Source organism: Onishia niordana (assembly GCF_004798965.1).
In the GTDB taxonomy this organism is placed as follows: domain Bacteria; phylum Pseudomonadota; class Gammaproteobacteria; order Pseudomonadales; family Halomonadaceae; genus Onishia; species Onishia niordana.
The window spans coordinates 35,123-60,465 of record NZ_SDSD01000011.1 but is presented as its reverse complement, the minus strand read 5'-3'; the positions used below and the strand labels follow the sequence as shown (position 1 = coordinate 60,465).

Below are 25,343 nucleotides of genomic sequence, written 5' to 3'. Positions count from 1 at the left end.
CGGCCTCACAGAGATGTTTTCTTCATGACCGATATTCACGCCCACAAGATCCTGATCCTCGACTTCGGCTCCCAGTACACCCAGCTGATCGCCCGCCGCGTGCGCGAGATCGGGGTGTACTCGGAAGTGCGCGCCTTCGACATTACCGAAGATGAGATCCGCGAGTACAACCCCAACGGCATCATCCTCGCCGGTGGCCCGGAGTCCGTTACCGAGCTTGGCTCGCCGCGCGCGCCCCAGTGCGTGTTCGAGATGGGCCTGCCGGTGCTCGGCATCTGCTATGGCATGCAGACCATGGCCGAGCAGCTCGGCGGCAAGGTCGCCGGCTCCAATCAGCGCGAATTCGGCTACGCCCAGATTCGCCTCGATGCCGAGACCGCGCTGTTCAAGAACATCTCGGATCACATCGACCACGACAGCGGCAAGCGCCTGCTCGACGTGTGGATGAGCCACGGCGACAAGGTCGCCGAAGTGCCGGACACCTTCACCGTGACCGCCTCCACCCCAAGCTGCCCGATCGCCGCCATGAGCTGGGAAGAGAAGCGCTTCTTCGGTGTGCAGTTCCACCCCGAGGTGACGCACACCCTGCAGGGCCAGCGCATCCTCGAGCACTTCGTGCTGGATATCTGCCAGTCCGAGCGCCTCTGGACCCCGGCGCAGATCATCGAAGACCAGGTCGCCCGTGTGCGCGAGCAGGTCGGCGACAGCCACGTGCTGCTCGGCCTCTCCGGCGGCGTCGACTCCTCCGTGGTCGCCGCCTTGCTGCACAAGGCCATCGGTGACCAGCTGACCTGTGTGTTCGTCGACAATGGCCTGCTGCGCAAGGCGGAAGGCGACCAGGTAATGGAAACCTTCGGCCAGCACATGGGCGTTAAGGTGATCCGCGTCGATGCCGAAGATCAGTTCCTCAGCAAGCTCGAGGGCGTCAACGATCCGGAAGCCAAGCGTAAGATCATCGGCAACACCTTCATCGATGTCTTCGACAGCGAGGCCGGCAAGATCGAAGGCGTCGATTACCTGGCCCAGGGCACCATCTACCCGGACGTGATCGAATCCGCCGCCAGCAAGACCGGCAAGGCGCATGTGATCAAGTCGCACCACAACGTCGGTGGCCTGCCCGAGACCATGAAGCTCAAGCTCGTCGAGCCGCTGCGTGAGCTGTTCAAGGATGAAGTGCGCAAGCTAGGCGTCGAGCTCGGCCTGCCCTACGACATGGTCTACCGTCACCCCTTCCCGGGGCCGGGCCTTGGCGTGCGCATTCTCGGCGAAGTGAAGAAGGAATACGCCGACATCCTGCGCGAGGCCGATGCCATCTTCATCCAGGAGCTGCACAACGCCGGCTGGTATCAAAAGACCAGCCAGGCGTTTGCCGTCTTCCTGCCGGTGAAGTCCGTCGGCGTGGTCGGCGACGGTCGCCGCTACGAGTGGGTGATCGCCCTGCGCGCCGTCGAGACCATCGACTTCATGACCGCCCGCTGGGCGCACCTGCCGTATGAGTTGCTGGAGAAAGTCTCCAACCGCATCATCAACGAGCTGGAAGGCGTCTCCCGCGTGACCTACGACGTGAGCAGCAAGCCCCCCGCGACGATTGAGTGGGAGTGATCAGCCTCCTGCTTCCAGAGACTCAGAAACCCGCCGGAAGGCGGGTTTTTTCTGAGTGGTAACAATGACACCCAGCGCGTGGCTGAATTAGCATAATCCAATGATTTAATTCAAGTGAGTCATGAATGCAAAGTACCGAACAGCAATTTTTGAAAGCGCTTGAAGACAAGCTCTGGCAAGCCGCCGACAAGTTACGCAACAACCTCGATGCCGCCAACTATAAGCACGTGGTGCTGGGGCTGATCTTTTTGAAATACGTCTCCGACGCGTTCGAGGAGCGCCAGCGCGAGCTGCTTGAGCTTTTCAAGAATGAGGCCGACGACAACATCTACTACCTACCGCGCGAGGACTACGACAGCGACGCCGAGTATGAGCAGGCACTCAATGATGAGCTGGAGATCCTCGACTACTACCGCGAGGCCAACGTGTTCTGGGTACCCAAAGAGGCGCGCTGGAACACGCTGAAAGAGAGCGCGGCACTGCCCACCGGCTCGGTGCTTTGGCAGAACAGCAAGGGCGAAGACGTGCGCCTGCGCTCGGTCGGCTGGCTGATTGACAATGCCTTGGAAGCCATCGAAAAGAGCAACGACAAGCTCAAGGGCGTGCTGGAAGGCATCAGCCGCTTTCAGGTCGATAACGACAAGCTGATCGGGCTGATCAACTCCTTCTCGGACACCTCCTTTACCCAGCCGACCCTCGACGGCGAGCCGCTCAATCTGCGCAGCAAGGATATTCTCGGCCACGTTTACGAGTACTTCCTCGGTCAGTTTGCCCTGGCAGAAGGCAAGCAGGGCGGGCAGTACTACACGCCCAAGTGCATCGTATCGCTGATCGTCGAGATGCTGGAACCCTACAAGGGCCGGGTGTACGACCCGGCGATGGGCTCGGGCGGCTTTTTTGTCTCGTCGGACAAGTTCATCGAAGAGCACGCCCGCGAGCACCACTACGACCCCGCCGAACAGAAAAAGCACGTTTCCATCTACGGGCAGGAGTCCAACCCCACCACCTGGCGGCTGGCGGCGATGAACATGGCCATTCGTGGCATCGACTTCAACTTCGGCAAGAAAAACGCCGACAGCTTCCTTGATGACCAGCACCCGGACCTGCGTGCCGACTTCGTGATGGCCAACCCGCCGTTCAACGTCAAGGACTGGTGGCACGAATCGCTGGCCGAGGACGTGCGCTGGCAGCACGGCACCCCGCCCAAAGGCAACGCCAACTTCGCTTGGCTGCAGCATATGCTTCACCACCTCGCCCCCGCGGGCAGCATGGCGCTGCTGCTAGCCAACGGCTCGATGAGCTCCAACAGCGGCGGCGAGGGCGAAATTCGCCGCCGTCTGGTTGAAGAAGATCTGGTCGAATGCATCGTCGCCCTGCCGGGCCAGCTCTTCACCAACACCCAGATTCCCGCCTGTATCTGGTTTTTAACCAAGGATAAATCCGGTGGCCTCTCGCCCAACGGGGTCGAAAAGCGTAAGCGTCGAGGTGAGGTGCTGTTTATCGATGCCCGCCAGCAGGGCTATATGCGCGACCGGGTGCTGCGCGATTTCACGAGTGAGGACATCGCCAAAATCAGCGACACCTTCCATACCTGGCAGCGCACCGACGCCTTTGAAGACGTGCCCGGCGTCTGTGCCTCAAAAGATCTCGCCGCGATTGAAAAGCACGACTTCGTGCTCACCCCGGGGCGCTACGTGGGGAGTGCTGCACAGAAAGAGGACGAAGAACCCTTTGCCGACAAGATGGCGCGGCTGACAGCGCAATTGAAAGATCAGTTCGAGGAAAGCGATCGGCTGGAAAGGGAGATTAAGCGTAATCTTGGGGGGCTGGGTTATGACATCTGATCAATGTATTGATGACTTTGTGACTCTTCAGCGTGGAAATACATACAAAAGTGCCCTTCTTGATCAGCCTGGGCCGTATCTTTTGGGGCTTGCGTCTATCGCACGGGAGGGAGGTTTTCGTGATGATAAATTAAGAACTTACGGCGGCCATACTTCGGAAAAGCTTCTTGTTTATCCAGGCGACATTTATGTGTCTCTAAAGGACGTTACCCAGTCTGGAGACCTCCTAGGCTCTGTCGCACGCGTTCCCGACAGAATCTCCTTAGGGCGCATGACTCAAGATACGGTAAAGCTGGTTTTCAAAGAAAATGACGCGCCAAAAAACTACCTCTACTGGGTTCTTCGTTCTCCTCAATACAAAGCCTACTGTCGTGCTAGAGCTATGGGGACAACCAATCTCTCTTTAAGTAGGGAGGACTTTCTTTCATACCCTGTTCCTAAGTTAACTCCGGCTAGGGAAAATTTGGTGGCAGTGCTTGAAGCAGTCGAGGAAAAGGTCACTCTCAACCACCAAATCAACCAAACCCTCGAGCAGATGGCCCAGGCCCTCTTCAAAAGCTGGTTTGTCGATTTCGAGCCGGTCAAGGCCAAGATCGCAGCGCGTGAGCGCTGGCAGGCGCTCCAGCCGGAGAACGAGCCGGCATCCCCCGTCTGCTACGCCACTGAGCTGGACGAGCCGCCCGCGGTAGGCGATCTGGAAACGACCATGAACCGTGCCGCAATGCAGGCGATTGCCGGCAAGACGACGGGGCAGCTCGATGCCCTGCGCGCGGTAGATCCCGAGCGCTATCAGGAGCTGTATGAAACCGCCGCGCTGTTTCCCTCGGCGATGCAGTCGAGTGAGTTGGGGGAGATTCCGGAGGGGTGGGAAACAGGTAGCTTATCCGACCTTATAGATTTTAACCCTCGTCGAACTCTTCGGAAAGGAGCACTCGCGCCTTATCTGGATATGAAAAATGTACCAACTTCAGGGCATCTTGCAGAAGAAATCGTGCAGCGTGAAATGGGGAGTGGCACAAAATTTATAAACGGAGACACCCTGCTTGCTCGAATTACACCTTGCCTCGAAAATGGTAAAACTGCATTTGTTGATTTTCTTGAAGAAGGTGAAACGGGCTGGGGGTCAACCGAGTACATCGTTTTGCGGCCTACAGGATGTTATCCAAAATCACTAGGTTACTTTATAGCGCGCGATGGGAACTTCCGTTCAGCTGCCATACAGTCCATGACAGGAACGAGCGGTAGACAAAGAGCCGATACCAAGTCTTTGTCAAGCATGAAATGGTTGATTTATCCCTCATCAATAGTTGAGAAGTTTGATTTCACAGCTAGTTCATATTTGAGACTTGCCAAAAACCATGGTGATCAAAACAAAGCGCTAGCAGAAACAAGAGATGTTCTTCTCCCTAAACTCTTTTCAGGCAAATTAGCCTGCTCTGTTCTTTAGGGGGGGGTATGGATTATTTGAGAGCCCTTTTTGATTCAGAGCTGACTTATGAGAAAGGTGAGGCGGGTGAAATAATTATTGCAGGTATAGTCTTTTTTCCGAGCTATATTTTGAAAAACTATGATCCTACTGCTTATGAGGACGCTTTTGCAGGGTGGTGCGGACAAAAAAGTGAGGAAAATATTTCAAAAGCTGATGAAATATTAGATCTTTTTAGTAATAGAGATCGTTTTAAAAGGCTTAAGGAGATTTATGATAGGGGGGCGGTAACACCTTTTGTAGGGGCCGGAATGTCAATGCCTTCGGGTTATCCTGGATGGACCGACTTCTTGAAAGAAGTGTATAAAGATACCGAGCTTGAAAAAGATCTGTTCGATAGCCTGATTGAAGGGGGGGAGTTTGAGGAAGTTGCGGAGCTGCTAAATGATGATCTATCCCCGGCTGGTTTTTCAGAAAGGGTAGAAAGTTCTTTTGGTGTTTTGAGAGATGTGGAAGGCTGTGTCAGAAAGTTGCCTTATGTGTTTAACTCTGCTGTCATAACAACAAATTTCGATAATGTGTTAGACAGGGTTTATAAGAAAAGTCCCTCGGGTCCTTTTGATGAAAAGCTTTTGGCTAGCGAAGGGCAAGAGTTGCCTAAGCTGTTAGGCGAAGGTGAAAAAGTATTGGTTAAGCTGCATGGTAAGGCTAACAAGCTTAAGTCTCGTGTGCTTACTAAGTCTGAGTACGATGATTGTTACAGGGACGAAGGGGAGCTTGAGAAGGTTATTGAGGCCTTGTCCACCAGGACACTTCTTTTTTTAGGGTGTAGTTTGACAGTGGATAGGACGCTGGATTGCCTGAAAAATATAGTCGAGCGAAAAGGCCAAGAGAATTCTCCTAGGCATTATGCATTTTTGCCACTCGAAAACCCGGAAAATAGGGTTAAGCGCAGTAAGGAATTGGCTGCATGCAACATCCATGTAATCTGGTATATCGATGACCATGATGAATGCCTGGATGCTTTGCTAGAAAAGCTTGCTGATGGGAGCGAAGCATGACTGAAGATCAACTGGAGCAGCTGTGTCTCGAGTGGTTTGATGACACTGGTTGGGAGACCTGCCACGGGCCGGATATCGCCCACGATGGCGCCGCGCCCGAGCGCGACGATTATCAGCAGGTGCTGCTCCGCGCCGATCTCGAGAAGGCCATCACCCGGCTTAACCCGCAGCTACCGGATGACGCCGTTCAGCAGGCCGTGGGACAGGTCAGTAAACCGCAAAGCCCTGACCTCGTGCTCAGTAACCGCGCCTTCCACCAGTGGCTGCTCGACGGCGTACCGGTGCAGTACAAACGCGATGACGAGGTCATTTACGACCACGCCTTTCTGATCGATTTCGAGCGCCTCAAAGCCAACCGCTTCCGTGCCATCAATCAGTTCACGATTCAGGGCAGCAAGCAGCCCCGTCGGCCGGATATCGTCTGTTTTGTCAACGGCTTACCGTTGGCGGTGATCGAGCTGAAAAGCCCTGGCAGCGAAACTGCGGATATCACCGGCGCCTTCAACCAGCTACAGACCTACAAGAAGGAAATTTCCGATCTGTTCGTCACCAACGAAGCGCTGGTGATCAGCGATGGCTACACCGCACGGGTCGGTTCATTAACTGCAGATCAAGAGCGCTTCATGCCGTGGCGCACCATCAAGAATGAAGACGACAAACCGCTGCTGGAGTGGCAGCTCGAAACCCTGGTGCGAGGCTTTTTCGACCGCGAACTGTTTTTGGATTATCTGCGCTACTTCGTGCTGTTCGAGACCGACGCCGAGCGGGTGATCAAGAAGATCGCCGGGTATCACCAGTTCCACGCCGTACGCGAGGCGGTGAAGGCGACAGTGATTGCTGCCGAGGAACCTGCGGCGGGCTTGGGCGAGAAACGCGCGACTTATGGCGACGAGGTCAAACCCGGCAGTAAGAAAGCTGGGGTTATATGGCATACCCAGGGCTCGGGCAAGAGTATTTCAATGGTCTGCTACGCGGGCAAGCTGTTGCAGCAACCGGCGATGCACAACCCGACGCTGGTCGTGGTGACCGATCGTATTGATCTCGATGGTCAACTATTCGGCACCTTCAGCAGCGCTCGCGATCTGCTCAAGCAGGACCCGGTACAGGCCGAGGGCCGCGAGAGCCTGCGCCAAAAGCTCGCCGAGCGCGAATCCGGCGGCATCCTCTTCACCACTGTTCAGAGATTTGCTTTGCTGGACGGCGAGAGCGGCCACCCAGTTCTTAATGACCGCCACAACATCGTAGTGATCTCGGATGAGGCTCACCGCAGCCAGTACGGCTTGAAAGCCACCCTCAAGCAGGATGGCTCCTACCAGTTCGGTTTTGCTAAGCACATGCGCGACGCCCTGCCCAACGCGTCCTTTATCGGCTTTACTGGCACACCGATTGCCAATGAAGACAAGGACACCCGCGCTGTTTTTGGCGATTACGTTTCCATCTACGACATTCAGGACGCCGTCGACGATGGTGCCACCGTGCCGATCTTCTACGAATCGCGCCTGGCCCGGCTCGACATCAACCGCGAGGAAATCCACCAGCTCTCCGAGCAGGTCGACGAGGTCATCGAGGACGAGGAAGATACCGGCGCGCGGGAGCGCACCAAGGGCGAGTGGAGCCGTCTGGAAAAGTTGATGGGCACTGAGCCGCGGCTCAAACGCATCGCGTCGGACCTTGTCGAGCACTTCGAGACACGCAATCAGGCGATTGAGGGCAAGGCGATGATCGTCGCCATGAGCCGCAGCATCTGCGCGCAGCTCTACAATGAGATCATCAACCTGCGCCCCGAGTGGCACGACGACGACCCGGAAAAAGGCGCAATCAAGGTCATCATGACCGGCTCGGCCGCCGACAGTGCGTTGCTGACGCCCCACATCTACAACAAGAAGACCAAGAAGCGGCTAGAGACGCGCTTCAAGAACCCGGCGGACCCGCTCAAGCTGGTGATCGTCCGCGATATGTGGCTGACCGGCTTCGACGCGCCGTGCTGCCACACCATGTACGTCGATAAGCCCATGAAAGGGCACAACCTGATGCAGGCCATCGCCCGGGTGAACCGGGTGTTCAAGGACAAGCCCGGCGGACTGGTGGTGGACTACATCGGCATCGCCAACGAGCTGAAAAACGCCCTCAAGACCTACACCGACTCCCGCGGCAAGGGCCAGCCTACCTACAGCGCCGAGGAAGCCTTCGCGGTGCTGGAAGAAAAGCTCGATGTTATCCATGGCATGTTTGCCAGCGGCCCCAACCGCGATGGCTTCGACTACAGCGGTTTTGAAGAGGCGCCGCACAAACTGCTGCCGCCAGCGGCCAACTATATTCTGAGCCTGGACAAGGGCAAGCAGCGCTTTCTCGATACCGTGCTGCAACTCAACAAGGCGTATTCGCTGTGCAGTACGCTGGATGAAGCAAAAGCGCTGCACAAGGAGATCGCGTTTCTCTCGGCGATCAAGGCGGCACTGGTCAAACACACCAGCACGAACCGCTCATTGAGCGAAGAGCAGAAAAACTCCGCGCTCAAGCAGATCCTCGATAACGCCGTGGTGGCCGACGATGTGACGGATGTGTTCGCGCTCTGCGGGCTCGACAAGCCCAACATTGGCATGCTCTCCGATGAGTTTCTCGAAGACGTACGCCAGATGCCGCATCGCAACCTGGCCGTCGAGCTGCTGGAGAAACTGCTCAAGGACGACATCAAGGCCAAAACGCGCACTAACGCCGTGCAGGAGAAAAAGTACTCTGATCGCTTGCAGGAGACGTTGCGCAAGTACAACAACCGCGGCATCGAAACGGCGCAGGTGATCGAAGAGCTGATCGCCATGGCCAAGCAGTTCAAGGCCGATATGGAACGCGACGAGGCGCTGGGCTTGAGCCCCGACGAGATCGCTTTTTACGACGCCTTGATCACCAACGAAAGCGCGGTACGAGAGCTGGGTGACGATAAGTTGCGGGCACTGGCGGTTGAAGTCACCAACAAGCTGCGCGGCTCGACTACCGTCGATTGGCAGGTGCGCGAAAGCGTGCGCGCCAAGCTGCGCATTCTGGTTCGCCGAACGCTGCAGCGCTACAAGTACCCGCCTGACAAGTCGCCGGAAGTCATTGAGCTGATTCTCAGGCAGGCGGAGCTTCTGTCGAATCAATGGTCATCCTGATCATCACCGTTTTGGAGTTTGTATGACATCGCCGCAGGGCCGCCCGACCTCCATTCGCATCTTCCTCGCCGACGGCACGCCCGAGGGCCTGCGCATTGTGGAGAAGTCCAATTGGACAGGCCGGGCGGTGGTGGCCAACCGCACCCAGCTCGAAGGGGCGCTTAAACGAAGCGAGATGGCTCAGCCGGGCGTCTATGTGCTCACGGGGCAAACGGACGACGGCGCGGCCAAACTCTATATCGGCGAGGCCGATGCGCTCGGCGAGCGGATCAAGCAGCACGTGGCGGGCAAGGAGTTCTGGACGCGGGCCATCGCCTTTACCAGCACCAACGAGGGCTTGAACAAGGCCAACGTGCGCTATCTGGAAGCTCGCTTGCTAGGCTTGGCGAAGGAGGCCAATCAGTGGGCGGTAGAGAATACGGCTTATCCCGCGCCACCTCCGTTGAATGAAGCGGATCGTGCGGATGCCGAGTGGTTTCTGGCCGAGATGCTGGTGATCTTTCCGCTACTCGGGATCGATGCGTTCGAGTCGGCGAGTAGCCAAACCGATGTTTCATCGGCTGAACCGGTAGAGCCGCCGTTGACGCTTTACCTTAACGAGCGAGGCGCGAACGGGAGTGGTAGAGAAGTTATGGGAGGCTTTGTGGTACTCAAGGGCTCATTGGCGCGTACCGAAGAGACGGTTTCTATCCATGAGTACATGCGCGAGCAGCGCCAGCTGCTGAAAGATCGCGGCGTGCTGTCGCCGCAAAAGGATAAGCTGGTCTTTACCCAGGATTTCCGTTTTTCCTCTCCTTCGACCGCCGCCGGTGTTCTGGTGGGCGGCGCCTCAAACGGGCGAATTGCCTGGAGGGATGCCAGCGGCAAAACATTGAAGGCGATTCAGGAAGAGCGGTTAGAAAAGCTATAGAAACGGCAGTCTCACGTTCCAAGTGCAACGCTATTGAAGGGTGCCGGTACCGGCGACCGATTTCTTGAGTACCTCGGCATACACTTCTAGTGGCGTGCGTCAATCCAGTGTCTTGCGCGGTCGCGTGTTGAGTGAGTCCGCAATCGCGTCGAGTTCTTCCTGGTTGTAGAATGAAATGAGCGCCGCGTGTGCAAAAAAGCCCTTCTGGCCATCAGCCCGGAAGGGCTTTTTCGTGTGAGTGTGAGCTACCGGCGGGAAGCTCCCCTAGTGCGAACAGTCCGGCGTCGTTCAGCGCAACATGCAATAGCCGAGATGAGCATGGTAGTCCGGCTCGAGACGCGCTGCGGGGAGCAAAGGAAAGGGGAGTGTGGGCGCCGCGCTACTTAAGCTCCAGGTCGCCATCGTATTCAATGCGCCTGGGCTCATTGGTCACGGGATCAATGAATTCGAAGCTCTTGGAGAGCAGCTGCAAGGGGCGCGTGTAGTCATCCGGCGAGAGCGGTTGCAGCACCGGGTAGTAGCGGTCATTCAGGATCGGCCAGCCGAGTGACTGCATGTGCAGGCGCAGCTGGTGGCGGCGCCCGCTGACGGGGTGTAATTCGAACAGCGCCTGCGTTTCGGCCTGCTGCACGCAGCGAATCACCGAATGGCTGTTGGCGTCGCCCTCGCTGACCCGCATGCGAAAGCGCTGCTCGCTTTGCTCGATGCGGTTCTTCACGTCCCACTGCTGACCCACCAATGACTTATCGCGATCTATCTCGGCGATGGCCTGATAGGTCTTGTGGATATGTCGTGACTTGAACAGCTGGTGATACAGCGAGCGGGTCTCGGGATTGATGGAGCAAAGCACCAGTCCCGCCGTGACCCTATCCAGGCGGTGCACCGCCTGCAGCGCCTCGATTCCCGTGCTTTTGCGCAGGCGCTGTTGCAGACACTCGTTCACGTAGCGCCCGCCGGGCGTGACGGGCAGAAAGTGCGGTTTGTAGGCCACCAGAATGTGCTCATCTCGATAGACAGTCTGCTCTGCGAAGGGAATGCTCGGCTCGCTTGCCACTTCGCGGTAATAGAACACGCGTAGATGTGGCTTGAAGGGCGACGCCGGCGTAATCCAGGAGCCGTCATCGCGATGCACCTTGCCGGCGGCCATGCGCTCACGCCATGTCGCCTCACCGATGGCCGGAAACTTGAGCAGCAGATACTCCAGCACCGTCGACACACCGGGATTGACCTGAGGCAGGCTCAGCTTCGAAGGGCGTGCGGAAATGGACATGGAATGCATCACAGATCGGGAAGGGGCTGGGAGGCGGTCGCGCTAGTGTAACCGAGAGAAGAATCCATGTCGGGCTAGAGGCATGATAGGGCTGAGTGATGCGGCCAATCTGCTGGCAGCGGGGCTCGAGCGGAACGCCCTTGCCGCCCTATGATGAATCCTCCCAGAACCCGCCCACCGGCGGGTTCTTTTTTGCCTCGCGCCTGCGCGTACGGCTATTCTTCTCTATCCGATTCCGCTTATCTTGCTCAGGAGCCCTGACGTGCCTCCCTCCATGCCGACCCTCTCACGCCGCCAGGTCCTCGGGACCATGACCGCCGCCGGTGCCATGCTCGCCGCGGGCCAGCCGGCGTTCGCCGCCACCTCGGCCTCGACCACTTCCGCTGCCACCTCCGACCTCGACCAGCGGTTGGCGGAACTGGAGCGCGCGACTGACGACCGCGTGGGAGTGGCGCTGATGAACGTGACCACCGGCGCGGTGGCGAGCCATCGCGGCGACGAGCGCTTCCTGTTCAACAGCACCGGCAAGTTCTTCATCGCCGCGGCGGTGCTGGCCCGCGTGGACGAAGGCAGCGAGACGCTGGATCGCCGCATCGTGGTCGAGAAGGGCGATCTCGTCGGCTGGACGCCGATCACCGAGAAGCGGCTGGGCGAGCCCGGCCTGACCGTTGCCGAACTGTGCCAAGCGGCGGTGGCCTGGAGCGACAACGCGGCGGCGAACGCGCTGATCGACAGCGTCGGCGGTCCCAAGGCGGTCACTGCCTTTCTGCGCGCCATCGGTGACGACACCACTCGGCTGGACCGCGTCGAGCCCGATCTGAATACCCACGACCATGAGGGCGACGAGCGCGACACCACGACTCCGCTGGCCATGATGGCGACCCTGCGTACCCTGCTGCTGGGCGATGCCCTGACGCCGTCCTCCCGGCACCAGCTCGCGGCGTGGATGATCGAGGGCAAGGTCGGCGACGCCCGGCTGCGTGCGGGCATGCCGTCGTCGTGGCTGGTCGGCGAGAAGACCGGCACTAACGGCGTGGGCAACGCCAGCGATATCGGCATCGGCTGGCCGGGCGACCGCGGCGCGGTGATCGCCGTCGCCTATACCAAGATGCCCGGTGCGACCGGGCAGCAGCGCGACGAAGCCATCGCCACCGTCGGACGATTGGCCGCCCGCGTATAATGTCGCCCCCCGGCGATGTTCTAAACCATCGCGGCAACATTTGGCCCTGTGATGCCAGATATGGTTTCCATATCGCCAGACAGGGCTACGTGAACTTGCTGGCGGCGTAGAAGAAGCGACCGCGGCGATTGAGTGGGAATAAAAATACGTCTTTTAGACACGGCTATTCCGGTTTCCCTTTGAATTTCTATGCCAGGTTTTATGTAGTCCTTCGTGGCTGTTTGTCGTCTTTTTCGAATAAATGGCGGTGGAAGAAAGTTATGAATGTTGTTGAATAACCGAGATGAGAAATAAGGCTAGAAAGGGTAATGAAGAATATTAATGGCAGGAGGCCTTGTGGGTTTTTGGGCGGCACATGATGTCGGTCATTTTTCTGCGCGCGACATAAATACTGTATTATAGACGATTGATATAACAGAGTTGCCCATCTACACTCCGCCCTATTCGACAAAAAATACCAGGAGTGCCCTGATGACGAGACGGTTGTATGCCCGCCTTGTGCTTTCCTTGCTTACCGGCGTATGCAGTGGTGGTGTGGTGGCTGCGACCGAGGGTGACACTCCATCCTTGCGAATCAACGGTTTCGGCACGCTGGGTGTCGCTCACTCCAGCGAAGATGAGGCCGATTATGTCGTGGATCCTTTCCAGCCCGATGGTCCTGGATATTCGCGCTCCTGGAGCGCCGATGTCGACAGTCTAGCCGGCCTCCAGGTGTCTGCTGATTTTACGCCGAAACTGTCTGGAGTCGTGCAATTGCTCGCCAAGCAGCGTTACGACAACAGTCATGATGTTTCCGCCGAATGGGCCAATCTCAAGTACCAGTTTACGCCGGATTTCAGCGTGCGGGTCGGCCGCATCGTACAAGCGACCTTTCTATATGCCGACACGCGCAACGTTGCTTTCACCTACCCTTGGGTAAGGCCGCCAACGGAACTGTACAGCCTGGTACCGGTGACCCATAACGACGGTGTTGACGCCCAATATCGCATGCAGTTTGGCGGCATCGTGCAGAAACTGTCTGTGGCGTACGGAAGTGTGGAACAGGGTTTGCCGGATCGACTTGGTGGAAGTGAAACCAAAGCTGAGGATATCTTTTCGGCGACGAGTACCACGGAATATGGCGCAACAACCTTGCGTATCAGCTACCTTCGGCCGCATTTGACTATCGGAGCGGTTAACCCGCTGTTTGACGGCTTTCGACAATTTGGCCCGGAGGGGGATGCCATCGCGAACCGTTACGACCCCGACGGTGGTCATGCGGAAGTGGTCAGCATCGGCGCCAGTTACGATCCTGGCCAGTGGTTCATCACCGGTGAGTGGGGCTCTATCGATTATAATAGTGTGTTCGGGAAGAACGATGCCTGGTACCTCAGTAGCGGTTATCGGTTTGGGGCGCTCACACCCTATGTAACGTATGCCAGAATGAATCATCATGGCGCGACCTCCGATCCCGGCCTGACGTTGTCCTCGCTACCGCCATCACAGGCGGGAGCAGGCGCCGGTCTCAATGCCGCCCTCAACGATATCCTGGGCAACGGACCCGAGCAGAGAACGATCACCCTCGGCTTGCGCTGGGATTTCATGCCCAATGTCGCTTTCAAAGCGCAGTATGAGTTCATCGACCGCGACGATGGTTCTCCTGGCACCTTCGGCAACCTCCAGCCGGACTTTGAACCCGGCGGTGACGTTGATCTCTTCAGCGCATCAATCAACTTTGTCTTCTAAGGTGGGAAACATGCGTCGTTTCGTAACAATCCCACTGATGGCAATCGCGGCACTGGCTTTACAACTGAATGCCGAGGCCACGGAGGCAGAAGTGGTTGCGGTGGTGTCGGCCGATAACCCGATTGACTCAATTAGCCGTATTGAGCTGACGAATATTTTTCTCGGTAAGTCTGGCTCTTTCCCCGGGGGAGCGCCGGCCCAACCTGTTGATCTGCGTGAAGGTGCTCAGAGCCGTGTCATGTTTTATTCGGAATTTGCCGGCAAGTCACCCGCCCAACTCAAGGCTTACTGGTCAAAGATGATTTTTACCGGTCGTGGCCAGCCGCCGAAAGCGGTGGATGATGGCAATGCGGTCAAGCAATGGTTAGCGCAGAACCCCAATGCCATCGGTTATCTGGACAATAGTTTGGTAGACGATCGCGTCAAGATTGTGAGCGTCGAATAGCCTAGTCGGAAGGAGACGTGCCGGTCGTTTCGCCGTTTATACTCTGCATCTGTCGTTTTAGGATTTCAGTGAATGCTTCAGCAGTGACTGGCTCATTAAAATAGAAACCCTGGAACTCATCATAGGCGCGGCCACGCAGGAAATCGGCCTGTTCACTGGTTTCTACCCCTTGCGCCACTACGGTTAATCCAAGGTTTTGCCCGACGGTGACGATGGCCTCCGCCAATGTTCGGTTGGCGGGTACGTCAGTCAGGTTTCGAATAAAAGCCCGGTCGATTTTGATGGTATCCAGAGGGAATTGCCGGAGCATTGCCAGTGACGAATAACCGACCCCGAAATCGTCAATCGCAATATGGACGCCGATATCCTTCAGGTTGTTCATGATCTCGAGGGCCTTGGGAACGCCCTGCATCAGGAGGCTTTCAGTAATTTCCACTTCGAGCAGGTGGGCGGCCATACCGGTTTCATTCAATGCTACCTGGATATCCATCGGTAGATTGGGGTCGAGAAACTGACTTTCCGTCAGGTTGATGGCGATGCTTAGTGGCGGGAAGCCTTGATTCTGCCAGGCGACATTTTGCGCGCACGCGGTTTTAATCACCCATTTGCCGATGGCGTTAATGAAGCCGGTCTCCTCGGCCAGGGGGAGAAACTGCATGGGCGCTATCACGCCCAGGTCCGGGTGGTGCCACCGCAACAGCGTCTCCATGCCGGTCACCCGGTTAGTCTGCACGTCGCGTTTCGCCTGGTAGTGCAACTGAAACTCCCCTCGGCCCAGGGCGTGTTCCATACTCGACTCCAGGGTTTGGCGCTGGAGGGATTCGGCATGCAGTTGTTCGGAGTAAACCTGATAATTATTCTTGCCATTTTCCTTGGCGTGATACATGGCGACGTCGGCGTGTTTGGTCAAAGTTTCCTGATCTTCGCCGTCTTCGGGGTAGCAACTGATACCAATACTGACCGTAACCCGGAACTCCTGGTCACAGAGGTGAAAGGGCAGGGCGACTGCGTTGACCATTTTTTGTGCGACGTTGGCGCAATGGCTCTCATCCGTCAGCTCCGGCAAGAGCACCACAAACTCGTCGCCACCCAGGCGTGACACGGTGTCGCTTTCCCTGACGCAGTTTCTGAGCCGATCGGCCACGTCCTTTAGCAAGGTGTCACCGGCCTCATGTCCGAGGGTGTCGTTAATTGCCTTGAAACGGTCAAGATCCAGAAATAGCACGGCCAGTTTGTGATGATAGCGTTGCGCTTGGCTGATGCTCTGCTGTAATAGCTGCGTGAACAGGCTTCGGTTTGGAAGTCCGGTCAAGCTGTCATGGAAGGCGAGGTATTCAACCTGTCTGGCATGTGCGATTCGTGCATCGACTTCCCGGCGATGGCTCTGCAAAAGCTTGTGGCTCATCCGCCATAGTACGGCCAGAACCAACAACAGGACGACATTACCGGCAAGGGCTCGCAGTGCGTAGGCCCTGGCGCGATGGTTGGCCGCCATCATTTGCTCATCCCTGGACAGTCCCACCACGACCGCGAGAGGGAACCCAAACAGTTTCCGGGCGCCGATATAGCGGGTGATATCATCCAACGGCAAACGGGTAAGGCTGACGGAGGTGTCGGTGGCTCCAGCATCGGTCACCAGGCTTGAGTAATCCAGCGGATTTCCGGCGGAAAGAGAACTCCCGCTGCGCCAGGCTCTGACAATGCCGTCGGTCCCTATCATTCCGAGTAACCCAGCGTCCCCGAGCTTTGATGGCTCATAGCCACTGACAAAAAAAGCAGCCCCCACTTCAATGGCGACTACGCCGTCAAAACTCCCTTCGGCATCTTTGAGCGCGCGACTGAATACCAGTGTCCGCTCACCCGAGTCAGGGTCTTGTACTGGCGGGGTAATTCTCAAGTCATCTCCCTGACGGTGTTTATCCGTCAGTGCCAGCGGGTCGATCTCGTCTGTCAGAGCCCCTGTGTCGGCGAGCACGCTACCTTGGGAATCGAGGATGCTGACCGTAAACAGAAAGGCAGGCGGCAGCAAATCATGGCGCTCCAGTGTCTTGAGCACATTGGGGCCATCGAGTTGCCCATAGGTAAATCGAATCAGTTTCAGCTCTTGGTCGATCTCCCGCAGCACCCTGACCACCTGGGCCTCATAGGTTTCGGTCAGCTCCTTGACAGTGGTGATGGTGGCCTTCTCGGCAGATTGACGTTCGATATTGATGAGATTGTACGTCGTCAGCCAAATGATGCTGGACATGACGATGGCCAATAACGGAAACAAGAGGTGCGGTTCGCTGACGCGATGAATGCCATGTCGCGATGGAGTGCCGGTGGTTTCCCCGGTGATAGTTGACATCTTTTGGGGCATTCCCCTTTCCACGGTATTTTGTAGCATACGCGACGGCTGCGCAGTGTGGCTTGTCCATGAACTTCGACGTGGCACCACCTGTATATCGGCAGGGGTTACCTTTGCTGTAGGGCTGGCATCCGGATTCACCCCGATCGCTCGAGCGGTGACGTTTAGACTACAGCGCTTGGCCTTGGCGCCACCGTTCATTCGTTTTGAAAGAAAGCCTGCTCCTAATGGCAGGCTTTTTTTTTGCCAGACGCTCGCCGGCTCAGGCTAACTCGGGAGCGGTCCTGGCAAGGTGGGGGATTCCCCACAGAGTCGACATGAAGCCCGGCAACCAAGGTAATATTCGCGATCACTCAATAACCTGAAAGAGATGCAATGAAGCGCAATATACTCGCGGTGTTCGTGACGCTACCCCTTTTGCCTGTCTGCGTGAGCGCCGAGGACACGCCGGTCATTGCTGCCGATGTGGCTGATCGCGTCATCGCGCACCAGCGTGACATGCTGGAGAAGAACACCGATGGAGAAGGGGTTGGCCCACAGTCACCTCGTGACATTGATTCAAGCGCCGGCAATAACCCAGTGGTCTTCAGCGCCGCTCCTCCCGCCTCGGCGATGAATCTTTGCAACATACACTTTCACAAGAATGCCGAGCACAAGGGTGGGGAATTTACCGAATACGCGGGCAATGGTGATGGGCAGGGCTATCATAGTGGCTATCGGTATTCTGGCCACGTGAGTGAGGCAGAGTTGAGGCCTGTCACCAATGAGGTATGTCCAAGCGAGCATGGCAACCTCAGGCCTGGTGACACGATTGAAGTGCATTATGTGTACTCAACGGCTCGGGTCGAGCCGGGGCCGACGCTGGGGGCCTGCCTGAATGAAGCCAGTAAGAACCCTCAGTTGCGCGTAGAGACGCAGGTGTATGCGTTGGTCAACGACAACGACGCGCTGGATTTCGGCGAGTTGACCGAGCACGGAGTGAAAGACGGCCGTCATCAAGCGCTGAATATCCCCACCAATACCGGCGAGCCTGTGCAATATGCGGGCTCAACGACGGGGCCTGCTTATAATCAAAGCGGGTCGCCCTTTCAGGTCACCTGGCGCGTTCGTCCTGAGGTCGCCAAGGTGAATATTCGTTCTGTGGGGCAGTGGTGTACCGGCAATGTGTTCGATGAAGATCATGCGCACGGGGTGAGGAACCTGGTGGTTAACCCGGACCTGCTGTCGGAGCTTTCACGATAGCTGCACGAACGATCATTGCCGGTGCACCGCTTTGCCGGGCATGTTGAGACAGCTCTTCCATCCAAGAGAGTTTTTACATCGACGGTGAGCCAAGCGTTAGAACGGTGTTAGCTGAGAGTGAGCGCTTGGCGGTCCGCTGGCATGGTTGAGCCTCCTATTGAACAGGTAATAGCGCGCATGAAGAAAAAGAGCTTTTGGCAGCTGTGTCTGGTGGCGGCGGCGGTGTTCACGTTATCAAGCGTGGCGCTAGCACAATCCTCAAGCGAAGGGAGCGAGGAGACGCGCTGGTTCGTCGTCGATTCGCTAAATGCGGGACTGGGTGACCCCCCTGAGGCGGTCCAGCGCATAACACCACGTCAAGCGATCAGAAGTTTTCAGGCGTTAACCGACAAAGGGGAGTTCGCGGCAGCGGCCCATGTTCTCAACCTTTCCCAGCTGGAACCCGCGGAGCAGCAGCAGCAGGGGGCCCAGTTGGCCCGACGGTTGGCCGAGATCCTCAAGCGTGGCGAGTTGCTTCAGGTGTCAGATCTCTCCGGGCGGCAGGATGCTGCCATTGAGGACGTATCGGGGCAGAACTCCCAGGCCGGCAAGCCGCGTCGCAACCTTAAGCTGGCATCGCTGAAGACTCATGGCGAAACCTATGACATTCGCCTGGGCCGGTATCGGGTCGGCGACAAGGAAGCGGTGTGGCTGGTCATGCCGGAGAGCGTGTCATCAGTCCCTGTGCTCTATGAGCGATACGGCCCCTCCTGGGTCGAAGCCTATATCCCGAAGCGCTTCAAGGCCTCGTTCGGGGTGCTCAAGATTTGGGAGTGGATCGCCATTCCGGTGTTCCTCATGACCGTGGGGTTGGTGGGGTACGGCATCTTCGTCCTGGCCGGGGTGGCGACTCGCCTGTTACCGAAAGGAACGCCCAGCATCTTCGTCAGCCGCATCAGGGTACCCCTGGCGCTCATTGCCATGTCGCTGATCACCCAGGTGCTGCTCAACTATGTGGTCTCGTTCTCGGCCGTGGCCACCACCTCCTTCCGGGTGCTGCTGATCGCCATACTGGCCTGGGGAGCCGGTACGGTGGCGATTCGCCTCGTCGATACTCTAATGCTGAAGATGATTCGACGTCTGACCGGACAAATCGATGACACCAAACCCAAGGATGAGCGTAGATTCCTGACGACGCTCTATGCCTTGCGTCGAATTATCATCCTGGTCACGGTTTCTGCGGTCACCATCTATGTCCTCAGCCAGATCCAGCTCTTCGAGACGCTCGGGCTGTCCCTGCTGGCATCAGCCAGTGTGTTGACGGTGCTGGTGGGTATCGCGGGCCAAGCCGTGCTTGGCAATATCATCTCCTCGTTTCAGTTGTCGCTTGCCAAGTCCATTCGCATCGGCGATCTGGTGATGTTCGAGAATGAATGGTGCTATGTGGAGGGGATCTTTTATACCTTCATCCGCCTGCGTGCCTGGAACGAGCGACGTTTGATCGTGCCGGTGACTTACTTCATTTCCAGGCCCTTCGAAAACCTGTCGGTCAAGAGCACGAAAGAGTACAGAAGCCTGGAAATCCCCCTGCACCTCAGCGCTGATATCGAGTGTCTGAGAGAAAAATTCATGGAGTACGCGAAAGAAGAAGACAACGTCATCGAGCACCACAAACTGTCGTGTTATGTGACGGGGCAAACCGAGATGGTTCAGACGTTTGCCTGCTACCTCATGACCTCGGACCCCTTCCACGGTTGGACCGCGGAGATGAACCTGAGGGAGAAGATGATGGCCTTCATTCGGGATAACCACCCGGAGTGGTGGCCGAGATCGGCGATGGTCATCAGCCGTCACGATATCGAGGGCGACGACAAGCCCGAGCCTGTTCCCGACAACGGCAACGGCGACGGCAACAATAACGGCAATGACAACGACAACCACCGCAGCCAGCCTCGCTGATGGCTCCAACCATCATTAAATGGGTCGCAACCTGAGCAACAGAGAGCCGTTAATTCTGTGGCTTGCCAAACTTAGATAAAGACATCCGCGGGCCTACTGGCAAAGGTAATGTGTGCGGTTTTTGGTGCTATATAGCAGCCTTGAAGTGACGCCCTGCTGAGCTGTACAGGCTATCGTGCAGTGAAGGAGGGCGCCGTGACATCAACCTGTTGTCGGGCCCGACACCGCATCAGGGCCCGCAGCGGACAGTGGCCTTTCCCGTGTCGGCTTCGCGACGTCATGCGAGAAACTAACAGCCCGGTAATCCAACCCCTCGACTATTCTCTCAAGCGTTATCCCTTCAATGATGACGACTCACATGGGAGGTAATGGGATGTCCTGGGTCGTGATGCTTACCCAAGTCTTTCTGCCTGTGTTGCTGCTGGTTTGGCTGGCACGGTTCCCGGCGGCGGGCTGGCTTGCCTGGGGGCTGAGCGTTGATGGGCGATTTCTTACGCGAAATGATCGTATTCACGTGGATTGAAAGAGCCTGGATGACTGTTGCCGAGATCATGACCACAACCCTTGCACGCAAAGCACTCGTTCTCTGGGGTGCCATTCTCGTTCTGGCCGTTGCAAATGGCCTGCTGCGTGAGTCGGTTCTGATGCCCCTACTGGGTACTCCCGCTGCACTGCTGTTCAGTGGGGTGCTGTTGTCGGTGTTGATTCTCGCTGTGGCTTATCTGTCTCTGCCCTGGCTTCAGCCAATGGCCCCGGCCCAATACTGGGTGGTGGGCTTCGGTTGGCTTGTACTGACGCTGGTGTTCGAGTTTTCGTTCGGGCTCTGGCAGGGCAAGTCATGGGCGATAATGCTGGAACCCTATTCCTTCAAGGGAGGCAATATCTGGCCTGTGGTGCTGGCTGTTACGGGATTGGCGCCGTACTTGGCCGCCAGAATGCGGGGCTGGCGCTGAATGAGGGTAGGGGGCGTAAAGAACGGCCCCATACAGTAGGGCCGCTGATAGTACGAGGAGATTTACCGTGACAGCGTTTCTTCCAGCAGCGTTTCTTCCAGTAGCGTGGCCAGGCGCTTGTGATGCAGGGCGTCGGCAGTCGCGTCGTAGGAGGGGGCATCCTTGGCGGTGAAGCCGTGGGCGGCGCCCTTGTAGAGCTCGGTAGTGAAGTGCACGCCGGCGGCGGCCAGTGCTTCGTCCATGTGGGCGATCTGCTCGGGGGGCAGTAGCTCGTCCTGGTCGGCGTGGCCGAAATAGACGCGCGCCTCGATGCTTTTGACCAGATGAACGGGGCTGCCCTCGTCGCCTTCTTCCGCCAGCTTGGCCGAGTGGAAACCGGCCGCGGCGGCCACGCGGTCGGGGTATTCGGCTGCCATGCGCAGCGCGAAGGCACCGGTCATGCAGTAGCCGACCACGCCTATCTTGCCGTTTGCGAACTCGGCCTCGTTATCGATGCCGCTCAGAAGGGCGGCACAATCGCGCACCTGTGCCTGGGGTGTCAGGCGGGTGGCGTACTCGATCAGGGTTGGGCGCACGTCCGGGTCGCGAAAGGATTTGTCCGCCGGCACGATGGTGCCTACTGCATCGCGGTAATAGACGTTGGGCATCAACACGGCATAGCCGTTGTCGGCGATCCGCTGTGCCTTCTCGTGATAGCAGGGACGCAGGCCGCCGATATCGGTGAGCAGCACCACGGCCGGAAGCGGGCCCTCTGCGTTTTCTGGCGTGAACACATGGGCGTCGATGGTGCCGTCGGCAGCGGGGATTTCGATAGCACGAGACATGAAGAGGCTCCGGAGTATCGATGACGGAGGATGCAGGAGGTTTGGCTCTCCATCGCGCCGGCTTCTGTCCGGCCTCGACGACAGCTTCACCAGTCTACGGATGATACTACGTGACTCCCCGCCCGGTAGTCAGCCGCCGCGCTTCACGCTATCGCTTGAGAGTGAATCCGCAGTCGAGTCAGTCGCTGACCCGGACTCGGCCGGGCGGCGCGCCACTAGGGTGATCTCCACGTTGGCGCCGTCGAGCAGCCTGGGTGTCTCTGTGCAGGTGCGGGCCGGATAGTCCGGCGCCGTGAAGAATTCCGCGTATGCCGCATTCATCTCATCAACCCGGTCCAGGTCAGTGAGGTGTACATCGATGCGCACCGCGTCCTCCATCCGGCAGTCCACCTGTTCGAGGATATGCATGAGGCGGCGCATCACCCAACGGGTCTCCTCGGCGACATCGCCGAGCATGGCATCGCCGCCCTGGATATCCGCCGCGGTGAGGCCCGATAGGTGGACGTAGTTCTCATCGAGCGCCACGTGGCTGCCGGGGAAGGTGGGGTTGGGCAGGTTTGAATCGTTGTGAAACGTTGGCATCTGGCCGTCCTCCGTGTCGTGTGGCCGTGACCCCTTGTGACATGTCAGGTGCCGGCGATGTTCCAGGCATGGCGCCGGTCGTCTCTCGTCGCAGGCCGACGATGTACACGAGCGAGGCCTCAACACCGAGGTTGCCCCCCAAGGATGCTGCTGCTATTACCACACGAGTGACACGCCTAGGCGTCGGAATCGGAGAGCATGCGCTGTGCTGACCCGTTCAGGCTGCGGGCGATCAAGCGGGGTACGCCCATCGGCGGGCCAGTGCGCGGCCGCTGGCTCTTGGGTGCTGATAGCGTAGCGCTTCTGTTTTAAGCTGCTGCTTTATAAAACAAATCCATTGCGAAGGAGTGCTTTATGGAGAGCCCCAAGAGGCCGGTCAATATACACAAGGGATACCACGCTCATGTGTATTTTGATCAGGAGACCGTGGCGTTTGCTTCTGATCTTTGTAAAGAAGCCGGAGAGACATTCGGGCTAAAAGTCGGTCGCGTTCATCAGAAACTGGTTGGCCCCCACACCAAGTGGAGTTGCCAGATTACCTTTAGCCACAAAGTCTTCGATGCGTTCATTCCTTGGTTGGATGAATATAGGGGCGGGCTAAGTGTGCTCGTTCACGGCCTGACGGGTAACGATATAGACGATCATACGAAATATGCCTATTGGCTGGGGGACAGCATAGACATAGACCTGAAGGGGCTTAGCGCCTGACAGTGGGCTTAACAACGCTTGGTGTTGTGTCGCTTCGCGTCTAGCCCGAACCTCTTTATTAAATTTTACTTTAAAGCGCTATAAACGCTTTAAAGTGGAGAATGGCGAAGAAACGCCGTCCTTTTTCTTTAACTATTATGTGATTGAAGCGCTATGGGCACCCAAAAATCGATGAAGCTGAAGAGGGTGTTGGAAGCCGACCCGACGCGGTCAAGTCTGGGTAGCGGATAGTCGCTATCGGCCGCCGCTGTCGTGGATGCAAAGGGCGGTATTTTTGAGGCCGCCAGCTTTTAAGCCACGCTGCATGGCTACGGCGCTGCGCTTCCCGTATCCCATATCGTAGCTACACTGAAAGTCACATTGGTAGACGGGAGGATGCCATTATGGCTCGCGCGTTACTCGGGGTGATGGCCGGGTTCACGGCCACTCTCGTCATCTCGTTGATTCTGGTGCTGCGCCTGGCGGCGGGCATCATCCCTTGGTACAACCCCATCGAAGTCATGAACCTGGCCGCTCAGGACCTGCTCAGCACGCCGGATAGCCTGGTGCTGGCCTGGAGCATCCATTTCGTGGTGGGGACGGTGGTCTGGGGCCTGCTGTTCGCGCTACTGGTGCCCCACCTGCCCGGCCGTACACCGACCCGGCGGGGCCTGGAGTTCGGCGTTGCCAGCTGGCTGGTGGTGATGCTCACGGTTTTTCCCCTGGCGGGCTCCGGCTTCTTCGGCCTCGGCCTGGGACTGGTGGCACCGCTCTCCATGCTGTTTGCCCACCTCGTTTTCGGTGCGGTGATCGGGGCCGTCTATGGCTGGGGGAAGGACGTGGTCTAGCCACGGAAGCGTGGCACTGCAGGCCAACGTCGACATCGCTGCTCGGCCGTTCGCATCGGTCGGGCTAAGGCGTGACGCCGGTGCTCAGCGTGAAGTGAAAGGCGGGCCGCTGCGTCTCGATCGCGCCTCGGCGATCTGGCCCACCAGTGGTCATTGCTTTGTTAGCTCGAATTCGCCGACCTGCCCCAGGAAGCCCCCAAAGCCGTACTGCTGATGGGCTGCGGTCAACGCACGCCCGTTGAGTGGCGAGCCTTGGCGATCTGGTCGAGGCGTTGCTGGCCAATCGATACCCCGCCCAGGTGGCGGCTCTCCTGCTTCGAGAGGGTATACTGCGCGCCACGAGCGCTCGCGAGTCGAGCGCGCCGAGGATGCATGACGGGCGATGAGACGATCTATGAACACCACCCCCTTTCAGGCGCTGGCCTGCCCACTGGACGGCGATGTGCTTCACCGGAGCGGCAACAGCTGGCGCTGCGGTGTCGGCCACAGCTTCGATATCGCCAAACAGGGGTACGTGAACCTATTGCCGGTGCAGAACAAGCGCTCCCAGGACCCCGGCGACAGCAAGGAGATGGTAGCGGCGCGTCAGCGCTTCCTGAATGCCGGCCACTATCAGCCGATCGCCGATGCCGTCAGCCAGGCGGCGCTCACGCAAGTGCCAGGCGAGGCGCCTGCCGAGTCCCCCCTGAGCGTCCTGGATGCCGGCTGTGGCGAGGGCTATTACCTGCGCGAGCTGGCCAGGGCCTGGGGTGAGACGGCGCAAGAGGCGCAAGCGCTCTCGTTGCTGGGGGTGGATATCTCCAAGTGGGCGGTGCTCGCCGCCGCCAGGCAGGGCAAGCAGGCCGGTGTCGAGGCGAGCTGGGTGGTGGGCAGCAACGCCAACCTGCCCATGCAGCCGGGCACGCTCGATCGGGTGCTGTGCATGTTCGGCTTCCCTGTCTACCCGGAATTTGCGCGGGTACTGAAACCTGGCGGCGTGCTGATCATGGTCGAGGCGGGGCCGGATCATCTGCGCGAGCTGCGCGAGGTCATCTACCCGAGCCTCAAACCACCTCGCGAGGACGAGGCCGCCGTGCCCGAGGGCTTCACCCGGCGGCCCGGCGAGACGCTGCGCTACACCATCGCGCTGGAGGGCGCCGAGCCCATCGCCGACCTGCTGGCCATGACCCCGCACCTTTATCGCGCCAGCGCCGAGGGCCGCGAGAAAGCCGCGGCGCTGGCATCATTGACCATGACGGTGGATGTGCGGGTGACGCGCTGGGTTCGCGAGAACGGGGACTAAAGTAGGTTTGTGCACAATATAATCGCAA

Annotated in this window: 19 protein-coding genes and 1 pseudogene; 15 read left to right on the top strand and 5 right to left on the bottom strand. The window is 58.1% G+C overall.

Translation table 11 applies throughout. The features are described from left to right. Nucleotides 1–24: 24 nt before the first annotated feature. The 6 genes from guaA (at nt 25) to ETC27_RS16150 (ending at nt 9,992) form a co-directional block, all read left to right on the top strand. A complete protein-coding gene (gene guaA, locus ETC27_RS16175) occupies nt 25–1,602 on the top strand; it encodes a glutamine-hydrolyzing GMP synthase (RefSeq protein ID WP_136255998.1) in 1,578 nt (525 codons plus the stop codon). Between the two features lie 125 nt (nt 1,603–1,727). Beyond that, nucleotides 1,728–3,446 carry a class I SAM-dependent DNA methyltransferase gene (locus ETC27_RS16170; RefSeq protein WP_136255997.1) on the top strand — a complete coding sequence of 573 codons (1,719 nt, stop codon included), beginning with the start codon at nt 1,728–1,730 and terminating at the stop codon, nt 3,444–3,446. Beyond that, a complete protein-coding gene (locus ETC27_RS16165) occupies nt 3,436–4,893 on the top strand; it encodes a restriction endonuclease subunit S (RefSeq protein WP_136255996.1) in 1,458 nt (485 codons plus the stop codon). The genes ETC27_RS16170 and ETC27_RS16165 overlap by 11 nt, the downstream gene beginning before the upstream one ends. Nucleotides 4,894–4,901: 8 nt before the next feature. Beyond that, nucleotides 4,902–5,933, top strand: a complete 1,032-nt coding sequence (locus ETC27_RS16160) for an SIR2 family protein (RefSeq protein WP_136255995.1) — start codon at nt 4,902–4,904, stop codon at nt 5,931–5,933. Beyond that, on the top strand, nt 5,930–9,082 hold the full coding sequence (locus ETC27_RS16155) for a type I restriction endonuclease subunit R (RefSeq protein WP_136255994.1): 3,153 nt from the start codon (nt 5,930–5,932) through the stop codon (nt 9,080–9,082). The genes ETC27_RS16160 and ETC27_RS16155 overlap by 4 nt, the downstream gene beginning before the upstream one ends. 22 nt (nt 9,083–9,104) lie before the next feature. Beyond that, on the top strand, nt 9,105–9,992 hold the full coding sequence (locus tag ETC27_RS16150) for a GIY-YIG nuclease family protein (protein ID WP_136255993.1): 888 nt from the start codon (nt 9,105–9,107) through the stop codon (nt 9,990–9,992). A gap of 30 nt (nt 9,993–10,022) precedes the next feature. Here the strand turns inward: ETC27_RS16150 and ETC27_RS18450 are convergent. Together ETC27_RS18450 and ETC27_RS16140 are read right to left on the bottom strand one after the other, a co-directional pair. Beyond that, a pseudogene (locus ETC27_RS18450) lies at nt 10,023–10,169 on the bottom strand (IS30 family transposase); the annotation flags it as partial. 202 nt (nt 10,170–10,371) lie between these two features. Continuing rightward, nucleotides 10,372–11,262, bottom strand: a complete 891-nt coding sequence (locus ETC27_RS16140; RefSeq protein ID WP_136255992.1) for a pseudouridine synthase — start codon at nt 11,260–11,262, stop codon at nt 10,372–10,374. A gap of 310 nt (nt 11,263–11,572) precedes the next feature. Here ETC27_RS16140 and bla point away from each other — a divergent pair, with 310 nt between their 5' ends. The 3 genes from bla (at nt 11,573) to ETC27_RS16125 (ending at nt 14,612) form a co-directional block, all read left to right on the top strand. Next, entirely contained in the window at nt 11,573–12,442 is an 870-nt protein-coding gene (gene bla, locus ETC27_RS16135) for a class A beta-lactamase (RefSeq protein ID WP_205742759.1), read from the top strand. Between the two features lie 471 nt (nt 12,443–12,913). Further along, on the top strand, nt 12,914–14,167 hold the full coding sequence (locus tag ETC27_RS16130; RefSeq protein ID WP_136255991.1) for a porin: 1,254 nt from the start codon (nt 12,914–12,916) through the stop codon (nt 14,165–14,167). Nucleotides 14,168–14,177: 10 nt separating this feature from the next. Then, a complete protein-coding gene (locus tag ETC27_RS16125; protein WP_240724954.1) occupies nt 14,178–14,612 on the top strand; it encodes a type 2 periplasmic-binding domain-containing protein in 435 nt (144 codons plus the stop codon). A gap of 1 nt (nt 14,613) precedes the next feature. Here ETC27_RS16125 and ETC27_RS17450 read toward each other — a convergent pair whose 3' ends face one another. Further along, nucleotides 14,614–16,971, bottom strand: coding sequence for a putative bifunctional diguanylate cyclase/phosphodiesterase (locus ETC27_RS17450; RefSeq protein WP_205742758.1), 2,358 nt, complete (start codon nt 16,969–16,971; stop codon nt 14,614–14,616). A 363-nt stretch (nt 16,972–17,334) separates the two neighbouring features. On the opposite strand from ETC27_RS17450, the gene ETC27_RS16115 reads away from it, so the two are divergent. The 3 genes from ETC27_RS16115 (at nt 17,335) to ETC27_RS16100 (ending at nt 21,092) form a co-directional block, all read left to right on the top strand. After that, nucleotides 17,335–18,201, top strand: coding sequence for a delta-class carbonic anhydrase (locus ETC27_RS16115; RefSeq protein WP_136255990.1), 867 nt, complete (start codon nt 17,335–17,337; stop codon nt 18,199–18,201). 177 nt (nt 18,202–18,378) lie between these two features. Continuing rightward, nucleotides 18,379–20,139, top strand: a complete 1,761-nt coding sequence (locus ETC27_RS16110) for a mechanosensitive ion channel family protein (RefSeq protein WP_136255989.1) — start codon at nt 18,379–18,381, stop codon at nt 20,137–20,139. Nucleotides 20,140–20,618: 479 nt separating this feature from the next. Further along, nucleotides 20,619–21,092: a hypothetical protein gene (locus tag ETC27_RS16100; RefSeq protein ID WP_240724953.1), complete on the top strand. Its 474-nt coding sequence runs from the start codon at nt 20,619–20,621 to the stop codon at nt 21,090–21,092. A 62-nt stretch (nt 21,093–21,154) separates the two neighbouring features. On the opposite strand, the gene ETC27_RS16095 is transcribed toward ETC27_RS16100, so the two are convergent. Together ETC27_RS16095 and ETC27_RS16090 are read right to left on the bottom strand one after the other, a co-directional pair. After that, nucleotides 21,155–21,916, bottom strand: coding sequence for a dienelactone hydrolase family protein (locus ETC27_RS16095; RefSeq protein ID WP_136255988.1), 762 nt, complete (start codon nt 21,914–21,916; stop codon nt 21,155–21,157). Nucleotides 21,917–22,045: 129 nt separating this feature from the next. Continuing rightward, on the bottom strand, nt 22,046–22,498 hold the full coding sequence (locus ETC27_RS16090) for a RidA family protein (protein WP_136255987.1): 453 nt from the start codon (nt 22,496–22,498) through the stop codon (nt 22,046–22,048). A gap of 354 nt (nt 22,499–22,852) precedes the next feature. On the opposite strand from ETC27_RS16090, the gene ETC27_RS16085 reads away from it, so the two are divergent. The 3 genes from ETC27_RS16085 to ETC27_RS16075 all read left to right on the top strand — a co-directional run bounded on the left by ETC27_RS16085 (nt 22,853) and on the right by ETC27_RS16075 (nt 25,315). After that, nucleotides 22,853–23,206, top strand: coding sequence for a DOPA 4,5-dioxygenase family protein (locus ETC27_RS16085; RefSeq protein WP_136255986.1), 354 nt, complete (start codon nt 22,853–22,855; stop codon nt 23,204–23,206). Between the two features lie 383 nt (nt 23,207–23,589). After that, the gene (locus ETC27_RS16080; protein ID WP_136255985.1) at nt 23,590–24,033 is read left to right on the top strand and encodes a DUF6789 family protein; all 444 of its coding nucleotides are present in this window, start codon (nt 23,590–23,592) and stop codon (nt 24,031–24,033) included. A 394-nt stretch (nt 24,034–24,427) separates the two neighbouring features. Then, nucleotides 24,428–25,315 carry a putative RNA methyltransferase gene (locus tag ETC27_RS16075; protein ID WP_136255984.1) on the top strand — a complete coding sequence of 296 codons (888 nt, stop codon included), beginning with the start codon at nt 24,428–24,430 and terminating at the stop codon, nt 25,313–25,315. Nucleotides 25,316–25,343 lie beyond the last annotated feature (28 nt).

Excerpts from the sequence above, each read along its gene's own strand:
- ETC27_RS16080 (WP_136255985.1), top strand. The coding sequence starts at position 23,590 with ATGGCTCGCGCGTTACTCGGGGTGATGGCCGGGTTCACGGCCACTCTC.
- ETC27_RS16085 (WP_136255986.1), top strand. The coding sequence starts at position 22,853 with ATGGAGAGCCCCAAGAGGCCGGTCAATATACACAAGGGATACCACGCT.
- ETC27_RS16150 (WP_136255993.1), top strand. The coding sequence starts at position 9,105 with ATGACATCGCCGCAGGGCCGCCCGACCTCCATTCGCATCTTCCTCGCC.
- ETC27_RS16170 (WP_136255997.1), top strand. The coding sequence starts at position 1,728 with ATGCAAAGTACCGAACAGCAATTTTTGAAAGCGCTTGAAGACAAGCTC.
- ETC27_RS16140 (WP_136255992.1), bottom strand. The coding sequence starts at position 11,262 with ATGTCCATTTCCGCACGCCCTTCGAAGCTGAGCCTGCCTCAGGTCAAT.
- ETC27_RS16165 (WP_136255996.1), top strand. The coding sequence starts at position 3,436 with ATGACATCTGATCAATGTATTGATGACTTTGTGACTCTTCAGCGTGGA.
- ETC27_RS16090 (WP_136255987.1), bottom strand. The coding sequence starts at position 22,498 with ATGCCAACGTTTCACAACGATTCAAACCTGCCCAACCCCACCTTCCCC.
- ETC27_RS16100 (WP_240724953.1), top strand. The coding sequence starts at position 20,619 with ATGGGCGATTTCTTACGCGAAATGATCGTATTCACGTGGATTGAAAGA.
- ETC27_RS16125 (WP_240724954.1), top strand. The coding sequence starts at position 14,178 with ATGCGTCGTTTCGTAACAATCCCACTGATGGCAATCGCGGCACTGGCT.
- ETC27_RS16095 (WP_136255988.1), bottom strand. The coding sequence starts at position 21,916 with ATGTCTCGTGCTATCGAAATCCCCGCTGCCGACGGCACCATCGACGCC.
- ETC27_RS16110 (WP_136255989.1), top strand. The coding sequence starts at position 18,379 with ATGAAGAAAAAGAGCTTTTGGCAGCTGTGTCTGGTGGCGGCGGCGGTG.
- ETC27_RS16130 (WP_136255991.1), top strand. The coding sequence starts at position 12,914 with ATGACGAGACGGTTGTATGCCCGCCTTGTGCTTTCCTTGCTTACCGGC.
- ETC27_RS16115 (WP_136255990.1), top strand. The coding sequence starts at position 17,335 with ATGAAGCGCAATATACTCGCGGTGTTCGTGACGCTACCCCTTTTGCCT.
- ETC27_RS16075 (WP_136255984.1), top strand. The coding sequence starts at position 24,428 with ATGAACACCACCCCCTTTCAGGCGCTGGCCTGCCCACTGGACGGCGAT.
- ETC27_RS16160 (WP_136255995.1), top strand. The coding sequence starts at position 4,902 with ATGGATTATTTGAGAGCCCTTTTTGATTCAGAGCTGACTTATGAGAAA.
- bla (WP_205742759.1), top strand. The coding sequence starts at position 11,573 with ATGACCGCCGCCGGTGCCATGCTCGCCGCGGGCCAGCCGGCGTTCGCC.
- ETC27_RS17450 (WP_205742758.1), bottom strand. The coding sequence starts at position 16,971 with ATGCCCCAAAAGATGTCAACTATCACCGGGGAAACCACCGGCACTCCA.
- ETC27_RS16155 (WP_136255994.1), top strand. The coding sequence starts at position 5,930 with ATGACTGAAGATCAACTGGAGCAGCTGTGTCTCGAGTGGTTTGATGAC.
- guaA (WP_136255998.1), top strand. The coding sequence starts at position 25 with ATGACCGATATTCACGCCCACAAGATCCTGATCCTCGACTTCGGCTCC.